At 41.5% G+C, this 19,398-nt stretch carries 8 protein-coding genes; 6 read left to right on the top strand and 2 right to left on the bottom strand.

Translation table 11 applies throughout. The features are described from left to right. Positions 1–90 precede the first annotated feature (90 nt). Positions 91–2,412 (bottom strand): helix-turn-helix domain-containing protein, encoded by a 2,322-nt coding sequence (locus F0220_RS02815; protein WP_105601477.1) that lies wholly within the window; start codon positions 2,410–2,412, stop codon positions 91–93. Between the two features lie 363 nt (positions 2,413–2,775). Here F0220_RS02815 and F0220_RS02820 point away from each other — a divergent pair, with 363 nt between their 5' ends. Then, positions 2,776–5,487 (top strand): S-layer homology domain-containing protein, encoded by a 2,712-nt coding sequence (locus F0220_RS02820; protein WP_181155573.1) that lies wholly within the window; start codon positions 2,776–2,778, stop codon positions 5,485–5,487. A 215-nt stretch (positions 5,488–5,702) separates the two neighbouring features. Here F0220_RS02820 and F0220_RS02825 read toward each other — a convergent pair whose 3' ends face one another. Then, entirely contained in the window at positions 5,703–6,590 is an 888-nt protein-coding gene (locus tag F0220_RS02825) for a hypothetical protein (RefSeq protein ID WP_105601473.1), read from the bottom strand. Between the two features lie 303 nt (positions 6,591–6,893). Between F0220_RS02825 and F0220_RS02830 the strand changes: the two genes are divergently transcribed. From F0220_RS02830 to F0220_RS02850, 5 genes are all read left to right on the top strand, one after another. Then, a complete protein-coding gene (locus F0220_RS02830) occupies positions 6,894–12,536 on the top strand; it encodes a S8 family serine peptidase (RefSeq protein WP_105601472.1) in 5,643 nt (1,880 codons plus the stop codon). A gap of 127 nt (positions 12,537–12,663) precedes the next feature. Beyond that, positions 12,664–13,473: an imm11 family protein gene (locus F0220_RS02835; protein ID WP_105601470.1), complete on the top strand. Its 810-nt coding sequence runs from the start codon at positions 12,664–12,666 to the stop codon at positions 13,471–13,473. 24 nt (positions 13,474–13,497) lie between these two features. Further along, the gene (locus F0220_RS02840) at positions 13,498–17,691 is read left to right on the top strand and encodes an RCC1 domain-containing protein (RefSeq protein WP_181155566.1); all 4,194 of its coding nucleotides are present in this window, start codon (positions 13,498–13,500) and stop codon (positions 17,689–17,691) included. Between the two features lie 138 nt (positions 17,692–17,829). After that, the gene (locus tag F0220_RS02845) at positions 17,830–18,258 is read left to right on the top strand and encodes a GNAT family N-acetyltransferase (protein WP_036607442.1); all 429 of its coding nucleotides are present in this window, start codon (positions 17,830–17,832) and stop codon (positions 18,256–18,258) included. A 320-nt stretch (positions 18,259–18,578) separates the two neighbouring features. Then, entirely contained in the window at positions 18,579–19,211 is a 633-nt protein-coding gene (locus F0220_RS02850; RefSeq protein WP_149846246.1) for an NAD(P)-dependent oxidoreductase, read from the top strand. Positions 19,212–19,398: the final 187 nt, after the last annotated feature.

A 19,398-nucleotide genomic window follows, 5' to 3' on the forward strand; every position in this document is an offset into this window, starting at 1 on the left:
TTGAAAAGGGATTAAAAGAAATCTGGGAATAACAGCGATCAGAAGGTTGTTCTGTCATCGGAGTATCCGTGTAAATATTCCTAATTGACCCTATATAGATCCCTGTTCCATTAGACTGCGCATGAAATTTTTCGGTGTACATCCATGAATCTCTTTGAACTTCTTAATGAAATAGGCAGGGGTACGGTAACCGACCGTACTTGCGATCTGCTCAACCGTAATTTCACGCTGTGTCATGAGTTCCCGGGCGCGTTCCATTCGCTGATTCGTAACATATTCGGAATAGACAATCCCGGTTTCTTCCTTGAAAAGTTTACTGAGATATTTAGGGCTGATGAATACTTGCTCTGAGACATGATCCAGCGTGAGATCGCCCGATAAGTGCTCGTGAATATAGGCTTTGACAGCCGAGATGGTATCCACACTTCGTACTTCGCTTCGCTTCTCCATCTGCATCACATATTCGGTAACGAGATGAATCATCCATTCCGAATAGCGGTTGATATTGTAGAACAATGAAAATTGCTTGTACATATTCAATGAACTCGCCTCGGCGGGTTGCAGGCGCACCTGATTAATACACTCCGCGTAAATAGATACCGTTTTTAATAAGATGATCCGACTGTATTCGGCGGAATAGGGACCTTTTTTTATTGTCGCGACCAATTCCTGAATGGCCTGAACCGTACCTTGCACATCCCGAGTCTGCAATTTCTTTTCAAAGTTTACGAGGTATGACTCCGGGATCTCCAGACTGCTGGCTTCCCTGTTCAGAAGATCAAGATCCTGAATGGCAGATTGCTCGGGGAAGAAGTAGCTGTATCGAATCAGGGTATTCGCCTGATGATAGCTTGTGTGAATCTTTGTGAAGTGTTCCACCCATCCGCCTAACGATAGTACAAATTCCATACCAAATCTGCTGCTCGCCTCAGTGTGAATAAAGTCTACAATGTGATCAGAGAGCGGTTCTGCGGGTTGGTTGGTACAGATGATTACTGCTATTTTGTGATCCTGCAATTCCTCTGCCAGCAGTTGAGTTTCATCCATTTCTGCGATCTCCAGTTGCTGGATCATCGTATACAACGTATGCTGCAACTGTCGTGGCTGCAGATCCTTCCACTTCTCATTGACAGGGTCAATGACGATGCAACGGAAGCGAGAGTAGGCCATTGAAATGTGAACAGACTGGAGCTGTTCTGTAAGTTCCTCGGGTGTAAATCGATTATTTAACATATTGAGCATGATACTATGCTTAATCATTCTGTGATTGGCCTGTAAGGTTTCTTCAAGACTATCAACTTTATTGGACAGACTGTTAAACGTTGTATCGATGAAACGATATTCGTCCTGCTTTAAGCTGGTTGGGCTATCCATCCGGCTCTTGATGTTATTCATGATTCGTTTAAGAGGACTATAGTTGGCCCTGGTAAAGATGGACGACATCGCTATTCCAACCGCAACAGCCAATAAACCGAGAAGAACCGAAATCTCCCTCAAGCTATCCAATTTATAATAGAAGCTTTCATTAGGTGTGGTTGTGTAGATTCTCCATGCATTTCCTTTAAATTGATCTTGGGTAACGACATGAGAGTCATAGTTAAATACAGGTGTGAAATTCTCATCTGAAGAATGGAAGGTGAGCAGCGACTGCGTTAGATTCTCCTCCGTGGAGCTGCCTATCAACGTTTTGTCCGCGGCAGATATGACGGTTCCGTCCTGATCGATGATTAATGTATTTGCATAGTCAGCAGGGAGCATATTTTCAATAATCTGACTGATCGCTGATTCTTTGATATCAATCGCAATCATGGCCCTACTGTCTTGCCCAGACGATTGAAACGGGTAACTATGGACATAGGAAATTAGAGGACTCATCTTGCCCTGTTTCCGTGATTCGATATAAACATCCTGAGGCACCATGCGAGTCTTCATCCATAAGGAGCTTTCTGGAGTCTCTTTCATCGCAGCAATCCAATCCGTCGTATGATCCACACTCGAAGGCGTGTCCTCATAGAGCAATAGCCCATATACAGATGAGACGATGAAGTGGTTCTTTGTATCGTACACATGAATAGCTTCAATGAGATCGGAATAATTTTGCACCATATTTTTGAGGGACTGTTCGATGTCCAGGATTTTGCTATGGTTTCCTTTTAAGCTATCTAAATCGATACTAGCGGCGTTACCGAGTGCCAGGGACAGATAGACCTGATTCACCTTCTGGATAACGGAGCTCTCAATAGTATTGACCGTGCTTTTCAGCGACAGTTGATTATTGATACGGATCTCTTTGCTGTATTGATGGGAGAAGAAGAGATAGAAAATGGAGCCGAAAAGAAGCGCAATGACAAGAACAACAGCAAGGTAGGAAAGAACCATCTTGGATCTCACAGATTGAAATGGCTTATGCATTCTTTTTCCCCCTTCATTTCTCTTTTCTAAACAACTTCATCATTATATAGCAGGCCGAGGACTAGAAATCATGTTGATCGAAATTTAACAAACTCCCACTCCATAATTTACTTTCAGTTAATAAAGCGTTTACAAAAGTAGGTATTTTAATTGATAAATGTAGTATCTAACTCCATTTTTCTTGGCATATAAGCTCCGGAACGTACGATTTTGATATAAAACGGAATTTGTTCTATAGATGCGAAACGCTCCCTAATGCTACAGTAACGGCAGATCAGACATCTGTATAGAGTCTTTCTTACTCATTTGCAGATGCAGAAGCAAAAAATAATTTACCATAATGGGAGCGTGTATTTGCAAGCCATGAGAAAACCACTTAAAAAGTCACTGGCATTACTTCTAATGTTGTCTATGGTAGGTCCGACATTTGCAGAGAAGAGTTTTGCAGCCGATCAGAAGATTCAATTCTCTGATATTAAGGGACACTGGGCGGAAGCGAATATTCAAGCATGGGGTGATGAAGGATTAATTCGAGGTTACCTGGATCATTCATTTAAACCAAATACGTATATTACCAGAGCAGAATTTATGAATTTGGTAAACGGTGCCTTTGGGTATTCTGGACAAGCTAAAATTACCTTCAACGATGTGTCTGAGAGTGCATGGTATTACGAAGCCATTTCTATTGCAAATGCAAATGGATATATAGATGGATACACCGATGGCACCATGAAGCCACAAGATCCGATTACACGTCAGGAAGCAGCTAAAGTGATTGCCGGTATTCTAAATTTGGAATTGAATGAAACAGCAGCGAATGTCTTTAGCGATTCATCGTCTATTGCAGCTTGGAGCAAGGGAGCTGTAGGTGGAGCTGCAGCAGCGAAAATTATCGCTGGTTATGCAGACGGAAGCTTCAAACCGCTTAATTCAATTACTCGTGCCGAAGCAGTGTCTGCGCTCGTTAAGGCGGTGGAAACAGATGCGACTACAGCTGCCAAACCAGCTAAGCCAAAAGGAACCGCAACCGTATTGAATGTTAATCCTCCATCAGATGAAGCTCGGTTGTCTGCCGTGAAGCACGGAGCCAATGCCGGAGACGACACCTTAAAAAATATTGCAGAAACCAATCCGTTTATTGATATTTTAGACGGTTTTGATCAAGTATGGTCCATGAACCAAGCGGACTGGAGAGATGGAACAGCGGCAACCCAAATTGGAGCTGATGGGAAGAATGCAAAGTATGGAGATGGACCGTCCCCATATTTTGACGGCTTTAAGAATGATCCAACCGTAGCTGTCGCTGATCAGAAAACATATGCAAATGAAGAGATCCGAAACAAAGCGACTTGGGAAGCCAATATCAAATATGTAGAAAAGGTCACGCAAAATCGCACGGCTGAAGAGGCATTGGCAGCCTATTACGATGACCAAAGAGATAAGATCTATAGCGTGATGGAGGGCTTTGGTCCGCTGGCTAACACGTATGTAGATATCATCAAGCCAAAGACAAACGTTGAACGAACGGTGGACGAGATGAATGTGGTATTGACCGAGGAAACCGTGGAAGATGAAAGCCAAGGCATTGGAGATTGGGAAGCAAAGACGGAACTTTCAGATTTGGTCCATTTAGTTGATCTGGTTCGATTCAAAATTCCTGCCTCATCTAATCCCTCTAAATATTTCTACTCTTCCCCTAGACCGTGGAGAATGAATTCCAATGGAGAAGTGAAAGAAGTGGTTGACAGCAAAGGACTGCCTGTATGGGAAACCTTGGGCGAAGGTGAGAAAAAAGAAGTACCATTGGCTTCAGGCGGCACCAAATCAACAGGAGAAAAACATTACCAGCAATACGAAACCAACGTTAAGCTTATTCCTGCGTTAACTTATGTCAAACGAATCGCTGAGGATGGAAGAGGAAAAGATGGCGGATTTCCGAGCGGACATACCAGTGCAGCTTACTTATCCGTATTTCCTTTGGCATACGCTACACCAGAACGATTCTCTGAGTTGTTAACGAGAGCAGCTCAGTTGGGCGAGAATCGAGTCGTAACGGGGATGCACTCACCGCTGGATGTTATAGGAGGAAGAATACAATCCACAGCTATGGCTGCATATGCACTTAATAAGGCTGAGAATAAAGATGTGTTAGAGAAAGGTTATGAGAATGCAGGAGAAGTATTTGGAGCTGCAGCCAAGGAAAAAAATATGAGTCTGTATGAGTATGCACATACCGTAACAGAGGATTACACGTTCAAGAGTGCTTACGACGAACACAAATGGGAAGATCATGATGCCAATAAAGCCTTCTATAGAGAGAAGATGACTTACGGTCTTCCACAAACCGGAACCAAAGGTTTGGCTCCCGTTGTACCGCAAGGAGCAGAAGCCCTGTTAGAAACACGTCAACCGTATTTAACAGATGAGCAACGCAGACAAGTATTGTATACAACATCCATTGACTCTGGATATCCTGTACTGGATGAATCCAAGGGCTGGGGTAGAATTGATCTGGTCACGGCTGCGGATGGATACGGTGCTTTCTTGAACAATGTAACCGTAGATATGGACGCTTCCAAAGGACGGTTTAATGCAGAAGACTGGTGGAGAAATGATATCACCGGTAGTGGAATGCTCACGAAAAAGGGAACAGGAACCCTTACATTGACAGGGAAAAATAGCTACACAGGCGGAACCTTGCTGCAAGCAGGAATGCTGGTAGCCAAATCTTCAACTGCTTTTGGTACAGGTGATCTGTATGTAGAAAATGGAACAGTTGTCGTTGATGTCGACGGAGCACTCAACTTAAATAGAAACTTTACCATGGATAACGGTACGTTGGAATTGATAGTGACTGACAACAACAGTCAGCTGAATGTCGGCAGAAAACTCTATATTGATGGAGGAAGTTTGAAACTCGACTTGTCCAACTATAAGATTGAAGGTTCCAAAGATATTACGTTAATCACGGCGAATGGAATTACAGGTGAATTCGACAGTGTAACGGCAGAGGGTTATAACGTTACGGTCACATACGAAAAAGGTCGTATCATTGCACATGTTGTAGCCAAATAAGTGAAGTAATTATCCATTATATAAATTGAACTAAAAAAATACATGCCACTTCGATGACAGAATAAGCTTCCGATCATTCTTCGAAAGACAAAATTAGTAATATAAAAAAGGGCTGAACTACAATGTAGTTTCAGCCCTTTTTTACGTGGTAAGAGACATGTAGAATCTAGATGTTGAAAATTCACTCGAAGATGGTGATGGGCTGAATGCGTTAGTTATTCGTCGGTGTTGGTACCAGATGTACGACGTGTATTCTCTTCCAGCTCCGTAGAGACTTGCTTTGTTGGTTCCAAATCCGTATGCCCTGCATAAGGGCGATCACTGCGATAGCGTGTTCCGGTCAGACTGAAGCCTGAAGTGAACAGGATTAATTGTAATCCCAGTGCGTAGGGCGCAGCAACAGGTCCAATCAGATGGAGCAAGGAGCATAGCGCGATCAGCAAGGAGAGCAATTTGGTTACTGTACCTGGCCTATCCCGTTGGAGGCTAGCCCAGAGCAGGTAACCATATATTATGGTGATCATTAGGGAAATTGCGCGCATCCATGGCAAGATGTTGTCCCATGAGTCCACAGGGACGTCCAACATTCGCTGACGAAATACCAGATCTGTAACCAGAAACCCTGTGGCTGCTACTGCCGCTGGTTCGGCTATGGGCCGGAGGATCGTCCAGATTGCTGTGCCCCAATGAATTGCTTGCGTATCCCGGCTGAGTTCATCCGATAATACGGTGCATTCTCGTTCCAGTGCTCTGTGCATGAGTCCGAGTTTGGCAGGGTCATGTTCCTTGATACAGTCACGGATCTGATCCTGTAGTTGAGGGGAAAGGTAAGATGCAGCTTTGCAGGCTAACATTGCTGTTATCAGATCATTATGTTCGTGTTCCGACCGTTCATAATTCCGATTTTCCTGGATGGTAAGTTGTCCCAAGAGGGCTGTACTTATGTATAATGTATCTCGTATCCTTTGCATTCGCCTTTCGTGGCTGCGGCGAACTTCAGTGGCAGACCATATGTATATCCCCAGAAGTAAAGCCATGACTCCAAACAGCACAGCCACAGTGCCTGGGCGCGATGTTAGATCATCAATCCAACGTTGAAACACTCTTGTTCCTCCTTTGCACCAACTTCATGTATCATGAAACACGCTTCACGTAAGCTTTCTCTCACTATTACACAGGAAGTAGATGAATTCAAGCAGAAAGGGGCACAAAGGCTAATTAAGATTCATAAGATATTTACGCAGGCTTATCCAAAATATTCTCACAATTCGTTGTTTTCGACGATAAATTACAAATATCGACAAATTATGCGATTGATTTAATTGATTACAATATCTATTATTAATGAGGTTGCTAAGTTGTTGTATAAATGTGGTAGTAAAAAGTCGAATTAGGAGGAATATTGTTTGAGAAGTCTAAAACGTGTATTTTTATTATTTTTAACTTTTTCAATTCTGCTTGGAAATTTTGAAGTTGCAATAGGTTTTGCTGCTTCAGCAGGTGGTAATGGGAACACTTCAATTCCAGTAACTACGCAGAACTCGCAAGAAGACACATCTACAGACCCTGAAGAGGGTTCTGTACCGATTGACGAAGTGGATAGTGATATAACTAATGAGGAGGAAATACCAGAGAAGGAGGAAGAGGAAGTTGTTGAAGAAACTGTCCCACTGCCTGAAGAACCAGTTCAAGTAGATTCTCCAAAAAATGATGTAAGCGATGTTTTAAACAATATTAGCGTTATGGGAGATGTACATAATAATAAGCCTCGTTCTAAATTTTTGGTTCGGCTTAAAAAGGAATTTTCGGTTCAGCTTCCTTCAGTAACTGAAAGCGTTTATAAAGAGTCGGCAGACCAGAAGAGTATGAAAATTCAAGGTTTAATGTCAGAAGAACCGTCAAGCTCGACTAGTGACATCGAATACAAACTTGATCTATATAATGTGAAAAGTTTGGAAAGTGTAAACTCTTTATCTATGGAGCTGAATACTGAAGAAGTTAATCTTCTTTTGTCTGATCCTAAAATAGAGTCAATAGAAGAGGACAAACCAATTGAGATTGCAGCTGACAATGTAACAGAAGTAGAAGATAAATCAGTAAAAGAGAGTGCGCAAACTATCCCTTGGGGAATTCATTCAACAGGTGCGTACATGCTTCAGTCCAAAAAGGGTACTGGTGATCGTGTTGTTAAGGTAGCGGTATTTGATACAGGGGTTGTAGATCATCAAGATCTTAATATTGCTGGAGGGGTAAGTTTTGATGAATCATCGACCAGCTATACAGATGACAAAGGACACGGTACACATATAGCAGGTACGATCGCAGCTATTGACAATGGGGTCGGAGTTGTGGGTATCTCTCCATCCACAGAACTATATGCAGTTAAAGTAATTGATGGTACAGGTAATGGTTACACAAGTTCGGTCATTCAGGGTATAGAGTGGGCGATCAATAACAACATTAATATTATTAACATGAGTTTTGTATCGTCCCAGTATAGTGAAGCTTTACATGAAGAAATTTTGAGAGCGAAGGAAGCCGGAATCATTATTGTGGCTGCAGCGGGTAACAGTGGTTTAGGAGAAGATACAATTAAATATCCTGCCAAGTATCCTGAAGTTGTTGCAGTAGGTGCTGTTGATTATTCGTATCACAGAGCTGACTTTTCAAGCACCGGTAGTGAACTGGACTTGGTTGCTCCCGGATTCGGCATTATTAGTACTACGATGGATGGTGCATACGGAGTTTCTTCAGGAACCTCCAACGCAGCTGCACATGTGACTGGTGCTGCATCATTGTTATGGAGCCATAATCCTTCTTGGACTGGTGAGGAAGTAGTTCAAAGGCTATATGAAACTGTCACACCTTTAGAAGATACTCATGAAACTGGCCGTGGGCTTCTGAATGTGGCTAAAGCAGCCAATGTCATTGAAGGTTCAATTGCACCTCTCTCGGAAGAAAACTTATCTGGATTGAATACGGTGATTCCAGTTGAACCGGAAGGTGAGATTACAACAGCTTCGTATGATTTGAAAAATAACGGCGCTACAATCGAGCCAGGAGAGACAGTTACCGTTTCACTTAAGCTAGAGGGTGACCAGAATGGTAGTAACCCTCATAGACAAATTATTGTTGAGGTATCTGCTGCCTCTAATCCAAATAACATTATTGCTTCACAGACGATATCCAATCCAAGCTTAAATGTAGACATACCTTATACTTGGCGTACGTCTGCTTCAACTCCAACCGGAACGTATTATATCAAGTATCGCTATCCGGGTGTAACTTCGGGTAAGTTCGATGACACATTTATCATTAATGTTGCACAACAAGGATCAGGGCAAGATACGTATGAACCCAATAATACAATTCTTACAGCCAAAACTGTTAATCCAGGAAATAGCTATATTTCATACATCTCTTCAAGTAGTGATATTGACTATTACAAATTGACAGCTGATAAGGACGGACAGATCTCAATAACATTAGATATACCTTCTTCTGTAGACTATGAAATGGATATCTATAACGAGTCGGGGATTCAGGTAGGTGAATCTTCCAATGGAACTGGCATCACTGAACATATTGATTTTGAAGTGACGGCTACCAAATCATATTACATTAAAATTACTGGTTTCAGTGGTCAGTTCAGTACATCACCATATACACTTACGCTAAGCAATATAACAGCACAAGCATTCAAAGCGCCGACAGGGCTTGAGGCAGTGCCTTATGCAACAAGTATTAAGCTCTCTTGGAACACCATGCCAGATGCCACATCTTATGTAGTAAGACTGGATGGAAAAGAAGTAGGAACAGTTAATACATCTTCATATACTTTCAGCAGTCTTGAGCCCTTAAAAGCGTATAAACTTGAAGTGGCAGCGGTATATGCTGGAGGCAAAAGCTCATTTGCTTCAATTCAGTCATCAACAACTATTCCCGAACTATTCGTAGCAAAGCCGGAAGATATAGATCAGCCTGCGGGCAGAGATCAAGTATATAGTTTTACACCAGCTACAACAGGGGTATATCGTATCCGCACTAGTGCATACCAAGGATCAGGTCCTGATGTAGATACAGAGTTGTCTATTTATTCGAGCCTCCAACTTACGAAGCAAATGGCCTCTAATGATGATGCCAATGATTCGGTGTTTTCAGAGATTACTATCAGTCTTGTTGGTGGACAGACCTATTATGTGAAAGTAAATGGTTTTGATACGACACCGTTACGGGCAAGAATAACAGCTGATGTTGTTAGTTCAAGTATTCCTTATATTTATCTTAACCAACCTCAGGATATTAATGAACAAGCAGGTAATAGCAATGTGTATGTATTTATCCCTGCGAGTAACGGTAAATTTAGAATTGCTACAAGCAGGTATAATGGCAGTGCCAGTTCCAAAATTAATGATACGGAATTAAATGTTTTCTCCGACGCAGATATGCTGACACCGATTACCAACGGTTACAATGATGACAAAGGAGAATCTGTCTATTCAGAAGTTATTGTTAATCTAAGCGCCGGAACACCGTATTATGTTCGTGTAAATGAAGCGAATAAGAGAAAGGTATTTGCCAGACTTCAGATTACTGCTGCAGGTCAGACAGGATTTGATTCTTTGAAACTAGGTGAGGCAGTAAGTCTATCCAAACCAAGCGGCGAAGAAGCATACCTTCAGTTTACTCCGTCCACAACGGGTAAATATCGTTTCTTTACATCATACTATCCTGGTAGTAATGAAGTGAATGATACTGACATTGCCTTGTATAGTGATCCAGAGATGGAACGACTTTTGGATTCAAACGATGACGTGAAAGGATATAGACCTTATGGAGATTTATTCTCCAAGTTAGAAGTCACTTTGAATGCCGGTACTACGTATTATATGGCTGTAGGCAGTTATGGTTCTGTACAAGGTTTACGTGCACAACTGACTGTAGAGAGTATGGCACATAGTACAAGGGAGACTGCACAAGTTATTCCATTTGGAGAGATTATATATAAGGATCAGGCAGGTAATGACCTTTCGGTTTCATCATTGTATGATGTAGATTACTATAAGATTGAACTTAAAGAGTCTGAACAAATCAGCTTGTATGTATCTGAAGGAAAAGCAAGTTTAGAAGATCAAAGTGGGTTTACAATAGGGTTCTTTGGAGAAGCGAGCGAGCGAGCTGTTGAGTTAGCTCCAGGCACCTACTATCTCAAAATAAATTCTGGTGTTTTCGCAAAAGACTTTAAAAGTCAAATTTATGAGATATTGATAAATATAAATCGAGTTGAATATACCAATGGAAACTATGGTGAGGAAATACCTGCACTAAGAACATTGAGTCGCGCTAAAAAGAACGATCTAGTTATAGATGCAACACCAGGGTCAGGAGATTCGGTAACACTTCATTATCCAGTCCAAACTGCTAATAATCAGCTTTATTACGAAGTTAAGACCTTATATCGTGCTGGTAGTCATTTAGTTAATAAAGGTTTTGTCGAAGGTAACTTTAAAAAAGGGGATGAAGTTCCTGTAGTTTGGAAGGGTGATGTTTGGACTTATTCTGAATTCAAAGATTATTTTGCAAGTTATGGTGTGGTATCAGGTAAAGATAGATACTGGGCTAAGAGTGGAATATACGAAGTAACAGTATGGAGATTCATAAGTATCCATAAAAAATACGATCCAATCCAATTTTTGGTCAGTGTTTCAAATGATGGATCAAGAACACTGAATTGGAAACCAGTACCTCCTAAATCCATGAATGGTAGAGCTGTCACTTCAAGTATGAAGGACAGGGATAACTGTTCTGAGTGCGAAGAATATTATTATCGGTATGTAATGGGTCCAAATGAAGCTGTTCCAAAAAGTGGATATGATATTTGGTTTAAGGAAATATATGGACCGAATAAGATACAAAGATTTTGGGAAAATTCTGAAAAAGCAGCGTTGTGTAAAGGTAAAACTGGTAAAGATCTTATTCATTGTAGTTTAGAAAATATAGGTCAAATTCCTATACTGGGTGAAGCCGCAGATGCCGTAAATGGAGTAGCTTATTTAATTGAGGGGGATGCTGCCAATGCATTATGGTCTCTAGGGGCTATGGTTCCGTTCCTAGGTAATGGAGTATCAGGGTTCAAAACCGTTAAAAAGATTTACAAAAGTAATCCGTGTGGTTGTATGCCAGAAGGAACCATAATTCAGACAAAAAACGGGGAAAAACCGATTGAGGAAGTTAAAGTCGGCGACCTTGTTCTGGCTAAAGATACAGATAGAAATATACAGTCATATAAACCTGTAGAACACTTATTTAATACTACTGCGGATGTAATTTATACACTTCAGATAGGCGAAGCAGATGTAAGAACAACAGGTAACCATAGATTTTGGATCAAAAATCGCGGATGGATACCAGCAGATGAGTTAGTAGTTGGTGACCAAGTTGAGCTTCAGGACGGATCTTTGGAGCGTATCAACTCTATTGAATTCAATTATGAGATCGTGAAGGTTTACAATTTCACAGTTACTGAATTCCACTCCTATTATGTCTCTGAATTGGGGATTTTGACTCATAACCTTGAAGATGCATGTGATATTAGAAAGTACCAGAATTTAAAAACCAAAACTACTGGACAGAAGGGTAGTAGTAACGGTGACAAATTGGCTAAGGAGATTGAAGAGGCCACTGATATGAAAAGACCATCGGGTTGGGATGCTCATCATATTGTACCTGTTGGGTGTAAAAAAGATGCCTGTGTGAAGTTACAGAAGATATTCAAAGAGTTGGATATAGATCTTAATTCTTCTGCTAATGGAGTATATTTACCTAAAGATAAAGGTTCAGCGACTACGATCATTGACGGAACAACGATGGCGACTCACAATGGTGGACATTCAATTAGTTATTACGAGTTTGTACTTGAAAGACTTCAGCCAGTGAGCAAGGACAAAAAGAAAGTAGTAGCTGAGATTGAGTTTATTCGTCAAGAACTTATGTCAGGGAGATTAAAAATAGGTAATCTTGGTAAAAACGGAGAGGCATACGGAATTTAATGAAGTATTTTGATGTTAAATTAGAATGCCCTCAGATATGTTGAGTTTATTTAAGCAAACTTTGTATTAATTCCTTTATTTAAAGTAAGGTTGTTAAAGAAAAAATGGGTGTTGGGAGATAATGCTTATGAAGGTATATGAACTGAAACATAACGATAGCAGTATGGAATTAAATACTTTGGATTGGGACCACGAACTGGCTTCAGATTTTAATGGAGAGGCTAAGGCGAAAATATGGACCCCGACTAAAGTAAAAACATTGTATAAAAAAAAATATAGTGATTTTCCTCGATTAATAATAGGGAAGCCAATTATGAAAGGAAATGTGAAAAAAGTATTCGAAGCTCATATCTCGAGAGAGGTTGAATTATTACCATTAATTCATGATGAATTAGAGCTTTATGTAGTAAATATTACGAATGTTTTGGATTGTGTGGATTGGAATCGCTCTGATGTAAGAAGGTATAGTGACGGGGATTGGGCAGGATTCAATAAACTGGTGTTTGACTTTTCAAAAATACCCAGTGACACGTATATGTTTAAAATTAAAGAGACTGCCTTAGTGAAAGTGTATGTTACTGATCTATTTAAAACAATTGTAGAGAAACAGAAATTTAAAGGTTTAAATTTCTCCATAGTATATGATTCTGAGTTTACACAGGAAAAGGAAGATGAGCAGCAACGTTTATATAATATAGCTCTGGAAGAGATTGATCGAAACAAGGGAGAAGAATCTAGCTATGATAATGCACGTAGACTTGTAGATCAGGGAGAAGCCATGGCTAGCGGTCCGTGGAAGATGCAATTGGATCAGCAGGGACAATTCTGGCTTGGTGAGCTGCTTAAAGATTTGTCTTATCAGTGGATTATGCCAGCCTATATTCCCCCCGTGTTGCTTTTAAAGTCTTGGCATAAGGTTGCGAGATCAGAAATATAATTAAATTAGTTTTGGAGGATGAACATGAGAGGCTTGACACGTAATATTGCTGCTATAACAGCAATGGCAATAATAATATCCTTGCTCTCTCCCCTTTTTGGGGGAGTAGGCACTTTATACGCAGCGGATGTATCAGGTGCACCTGTCACAATACATTCACTGAAGGGTAATAAGAGCGCTAATGGTATTTACTATGGTGCTGTAGAATTGGAATTAATTGCTCAGGATACAGGGTCAGGTATATCTGTGACCAGATTCAGTCTAAATAATGGTGATACCTGGTCAACTTATACACAACCAATTCTTTTTTCAGATAAGAAAGTTTACAACGTCATCTATCAATCGATTAGTAACAATAGTCGAGTAGAGACGCCCAAAGAGTTGAAATTTACAATTAAGAAAGATACAATTCCTCCTGAAACTACGATTCAAGTTACGGGAACCCAAGGGCAGAACTCATACTACATAAGTCCTGTTACGATAAGTCTTCAGGGTACAGATACGCAATCCGCGGTTGAATATACTGAATACAGCTTGGATGGCGGATTGACTTGGATGAGATACACAGCTCCATTTACAGCCAGTGAGGAGCAGAGTGCTGTATATTATCGTTCAAGAGATCTTGATGGTAATATGGAAAAGACAAAAAAAGGAAAAATTAGTATTGATGTAACAGCGCCAACAGCACCGGATTTCGGATTTGCACCTTATGAATGGAGCAATTCTACCTACTCAGTTACTATTTTTGATGGTATGGATGACCAAAGTGGGATTATGAAGTCACAGTATCGATTGGATAAAACTGGCCTTTGGACTGATTATAAAGGTACGTTCGATGTGAGCGGTGATAAATTAAGAACAATCTATGCCAGAACCATGGATAACGCTGGGAATGTCAGTGAAATACAAGAATACACTCTGCAGTTTGACAAAGTGCCTCCTTCTGTTCCTGAAATTTATTTGACATATGACGAATGGAAGAACCATGAAGTATATGTGAGTCTTGAAGGGGGGACGGATGAAGACAGTCAGGTCCGTGGTTACGAGTATAAAATAGGTACAGATACAGAATGGCAAGAATACATCAGTTCATTCCCTGTACAGCAAGAGGGGATCACCAAAGTTTATGCTCGAACCTTAGATAGAGCAGGTAATGTAAGTGCAACAGTTGAAGCAGAAGTGAGGATTGATCTTACTCCGCCTTCTCCACCTGAGAATTTGTTTAAAGTTAGCCAATTGGGCTCAACTGCTGTAATACGTTGGTCTCCTGCTAAGGATGAATTGTCTGGTATATATGGATATGAAATTTACAATGGCGATACACTTCTAGGTGAGACTACAGACACCAAGTTTACGATTACTAATCTCACACTTAATGAAATGCAGTCTATCTCAATCGTAGCGATAGATAAAGCTGAGAATTATTCAGAAAACAGCAAGCCTCTTATTTTCTTTACTAATAATTTGGCTGTCTCGGCCTATAGGGACCATACCTTTGCGTGGAATCAGGAAGGTCAAGTCTGGGGCTGGGGGCTCAACAGTAATTATCAGTTGGGTGAAGCTACAACAGCCAACCGTACAAGTGCTACCAGAATAACGACTCTTGACGGTTTTTCAATGATCTCTACGGGTTTAAAACAGAATATTGGACTCCGCCCAGATGGAACTGTATGGACATGGGGCGCTAATGACTATACTAATCAACGTCTTCCGCTTACGAAAGTTCCAGGATTGGAAAAAGTAGTTTCCATCTCAGCAGGACTTCAACATTACATGGCACTTAAGGAAGACGGAACTGTATGGACTTGGGGAGATAACGGCTTAGGTCAACTCGGAGTCGGTGGCAAGTTACCTTATAATAGTCTTGAACCAGTTCAGGTTGCAGGTCTAACTGATGTTGTCGCGATCAATGGAAGCTACTATAACAGTATGGCGTTGAAAGAGGACGGAACAGTTTGGATCTGGGGAGATGGAAGTCGGGCGATTGGGTATAAGACTTCAACCAGTACTATTCACTATTCTCCAATTCAAATAGCGGGCCTATCAAATATTGTTCAAATTGATATGACATACCTGCATGGACTTGCTCTCAGAAATGATGGAACTGTCTGGAGCTGGGGAATGAATGAATCGGGTCAATTAGGTCTGGGAGATTATATTGATCACCCAACCCCTACCCAGATACCGAATCTGAATAACGTCATTAAAATCACTGCAGGTTACTCACATAGTATGGCCTTAACGAATAATGGAGAAGTTTGGACGTGGGGGAATAACTACTATGGAGAAGTTGGAGACGGAACAACTATTCAGAAGCGTCCATCTCCTGTAAAAGCAGCCCACTTAAAGGGTGCTACAGATATTGAGGCCGGTGAAATGTATGGCTTCGCTCTTAAGAAGAATGGTTCTTTATGGGCATGGGGATTTAATATGTATGGGCAATTAGGGAATGGGGCAACAACAGCACAACCTACACGTGTACTAGTAAATGGAATCAATTATCCCGTGGATAAGGATGCTCCGACTGCACCAGGACAACTTAGAATTACCGGAAAGACCTCTTCTACAGCAGTGATGTACTGGGATGAATCAGAAGATAACCACGCAGTAAAAGAATATCTGGTATATTCAGGTTCAACTTTGTTTAGTACATTGCCAGTAGATGGTAAGTCTCTAGAATCTATTATTAATTACACTGCAACCGGCTTAGCCCCTGGTCAGACATATACCTTTACCGTTAAGGCTAAAGATTATCAAGGCAATATTTCTACTTCGAGTAATAGTGTAACTGTTACTACAGAGCAGTCTTTTACTAGACAGATGTCGGGAGGACAAAGTCACTCACTCGCACTTAAAAGTGATGGATCTGTATGGGCATGGGGATATAATCAAATGGGGCAGTTAGGTGTTAAGGGCGCATATCTTGCCAAAACACCGATTCAAATTCCCACTCTGAATTCTATTACCTCAATTACATCTGGACCAGACTACAATTTAGCACTTAAAAGTGATGGTACAGTTTGGGCATGGGGAAGTAATATGAATGGTCAATTAGCGAATACAAATTCAAGGCAGCAAGATATTCCTATGAAAATAGATGGTCTAGACTCTGTCATAGCTATCGATGCTGGAACAAGTCATGCTTTGGCGTTGAAAAAAGATGGTACAGTTTGGGCATGGGGGAGTAACTACTATGGTGATCTGGGACTAGGACATAATAATAGTCAATATGCTCCGACTAAAATTCCAACTTTATCAGGCGTTAAATCAATTAGCGCAGGTGCTTTCTTCAGTTTTGCGATTAAATCGGATGGTACAGTCTGGGCATGGGGAGCTAATGGTTTCGGACAACTCGGAGATGGGACAAAAGTTCAAAAGAATGTTCCAATCAGAATTGCAGGATTAACAGGAGTAGAAAGTATCTCCTTAGGTTTCTACCATGGACTTGCATTAAAGCAGGACGGCACTGTCTGGGCATGGGGGTACAATTATAATGGTCAGTTAGGTGATGGTACCAACACTGAGCGGCTAACTCCAGTTAGAATAAACAGTTTATCTGGTATTAGCCAAATCTCAACAGGTAACTTTAATAGTTTGGCCAGAACTTCAACTGCAGTGTATAGCTGGGGATCAAATAATGCCGGAGAGTTAGGTACAGGAGGATACTATGCTACAAATTCACCAGATAAGGTTGCTTCTATAACTTCTGTACAGAGCATTGCTGCTGGAACAAGTCATGGTATGGCTTTGTCCAATAATAACCTGTTGGCATGGGGGGCAAACAGCGATGGGCAATTGGGCAATGGTTTAACTACTAATTCATATGTTCCAGTTAATGTTACGGGAATGTCTACGGCTAAGGCAGCAGTTGCCTCAAAGGCAGCCGCGGCACCAAAAGCTCAATCAATGAATAAAACTCCTGAAGAACAGGAAATGCTTACTAAACTAGTTTCACCTGATTTTATAGCTCCTACAGCTCCTTCCAATGTGAGTGTAACCCGCAATGGTAGAAAACTTGTATTGGATTGGGAACCATCGACAGATGATGTAGGAGTGAAGGAATATTGGATATATTTGAACGACGAGTTGATATTGAAGACACAATCGTATACTAAAGTTGAAATACAAGAATTAGCTAATAAACTAGTTAATATCACAATTAAAGGCGTCGACGAGGCAGGTAATATTTCAGTAGCCAGCGCCCCTGTAACACCATAATATTTTATTCTTAAAGTCTCCTGAGTTGTAAAATCTCAGGAGACTTTTTGATATACTAAAGAGATTAGATAGCTAAGAGCCAAGTGAGTGATTACTGAATAAATATCCAATGTATCTTTGCAGAAAGGGGCACAATTCATGGATCATGTGAGTATTGAACACACACCACCCGCAGCAGTGGAGTATCTTGCTTTACGGCAGGTTTCGGGTCTTAGCCCGATGAGCAGGGAAGGGGCGGAGATTGGATTACCGAATAGCCTGTTTGCCGTATGTCTGCGTGAAGAGGATATGCTGATAGGCATGGGGCGAGTGATTGGAGATGGAGGTTGTTTCTTTCAGGTCGTCGATATTGCTGTACACCCGGATGTTCAGGGAATGGGGTATGGAAAACTGATCATGAGCGAGATTATGAATTATCTGCGTGAAGCAGTACCTGCCCGTGGTTTGGTCAGTCTGCTGGCGGATGTTCCGGCTGATCAACTTTATGCTCAATTTGGATTTGAATACACCAGCCCAAAATCGGAGGGCATGTGGTGGAGGCAGGGAGAAGAAGGACCGACTACCTAGCGGAACGGAAACTGAAATTTTGAGATAAGAATAGACTTATGTCGTATGAAACTATCTTAGTATAGCCGCATTTAGCGGCTTTTTTGCATGATTCGTGTTGAGTGCTAGCGGAGAGAGGGGATACTTAAGAGTGCCGGTGCTTCTTCCGCTAGTTGAAGTAAAGATTATTTTTCTACATATAAGCTGTAAGAGATAGGTTTACAAGTTGTTCACATCCGGTTTAAGATGGCGTGAGCCGTTTAAGGTATATAACAATAGGATTAAGTATTAAAATAACGGTAAGTTGACAAGATGATATCTACAGAAAAGAGGGAATTCATATGAAAGTAGCCATTTTTGGAGCAACCGGAGCGATTGGCAAGATGATATTGTGGGAGCTGATGGATCGTGGGCATGAAGTGACAGCAGTGGTGCGTGACCCTTCGAAGGTTGAGATGGTTCATGAGCGTTTGCGTGTAGAACAGGGAGATCTGCTTAACCCGGATCAGGTGGCTGATTTTGCAGCGGGTCAAGAAGTGGTTGTGAGTGCATATGGACCGAAGTTCGGTGGAGAAGAAGAGATGCTGGAAGTGACACGTTCGTTGATCGAGGGTGTGCGCCGGGCAAAAGCAGGACGTCTGGTTGTAGTTGGTGGAGCGGGAAGTTTGCTAACCGATTCCGGTGATATGCTGATGGATACGCCTGGATTCCCGGAAGAAGTCAAACCACTGGCGAAAGCACATGCTGATGCATATGAACTGATTGAAGCATCGGGCATTCACTGGACCTACATGAGCCCTGCTGCGACAATCACAACAGGACGTCGGACAGGCCAGTTCCGAGTTGGGATGAACCGTGTAATTACGGATGATATCGGGGAAAGCTCGATTTCCGTTGGCGATTTTGCAGCGGCTTTGGTGGACGAACTGGACGATCCGCAGTTTATCCAAGCACGGTTTACGGTAGGTTATTAAGCGTAGATAGGCTTTGGAATGGATGATGTAATCTGAAGGTCTCGTACACGGGATCGATAGAGCTTCCAATGATGCATGGCTTTGGCTCGGATTGTGGTAACTGGATGAGGTAAGGGGAAATATAGAGGTACACATATAGGATGTAGTGTTTAGGTGCGAAGTAGCTATTTTTAAGTATGAGATGAGC

This window comes from Paenibacillus sp. 37 (genome assembly GCF_008386395.1).
Lineage (GTDB): Bacteria > Bacillota > Bacilli > Paenibacillales > Paenibacillaceae > Paenibacillus > Paenibacillus amylolyticus_B.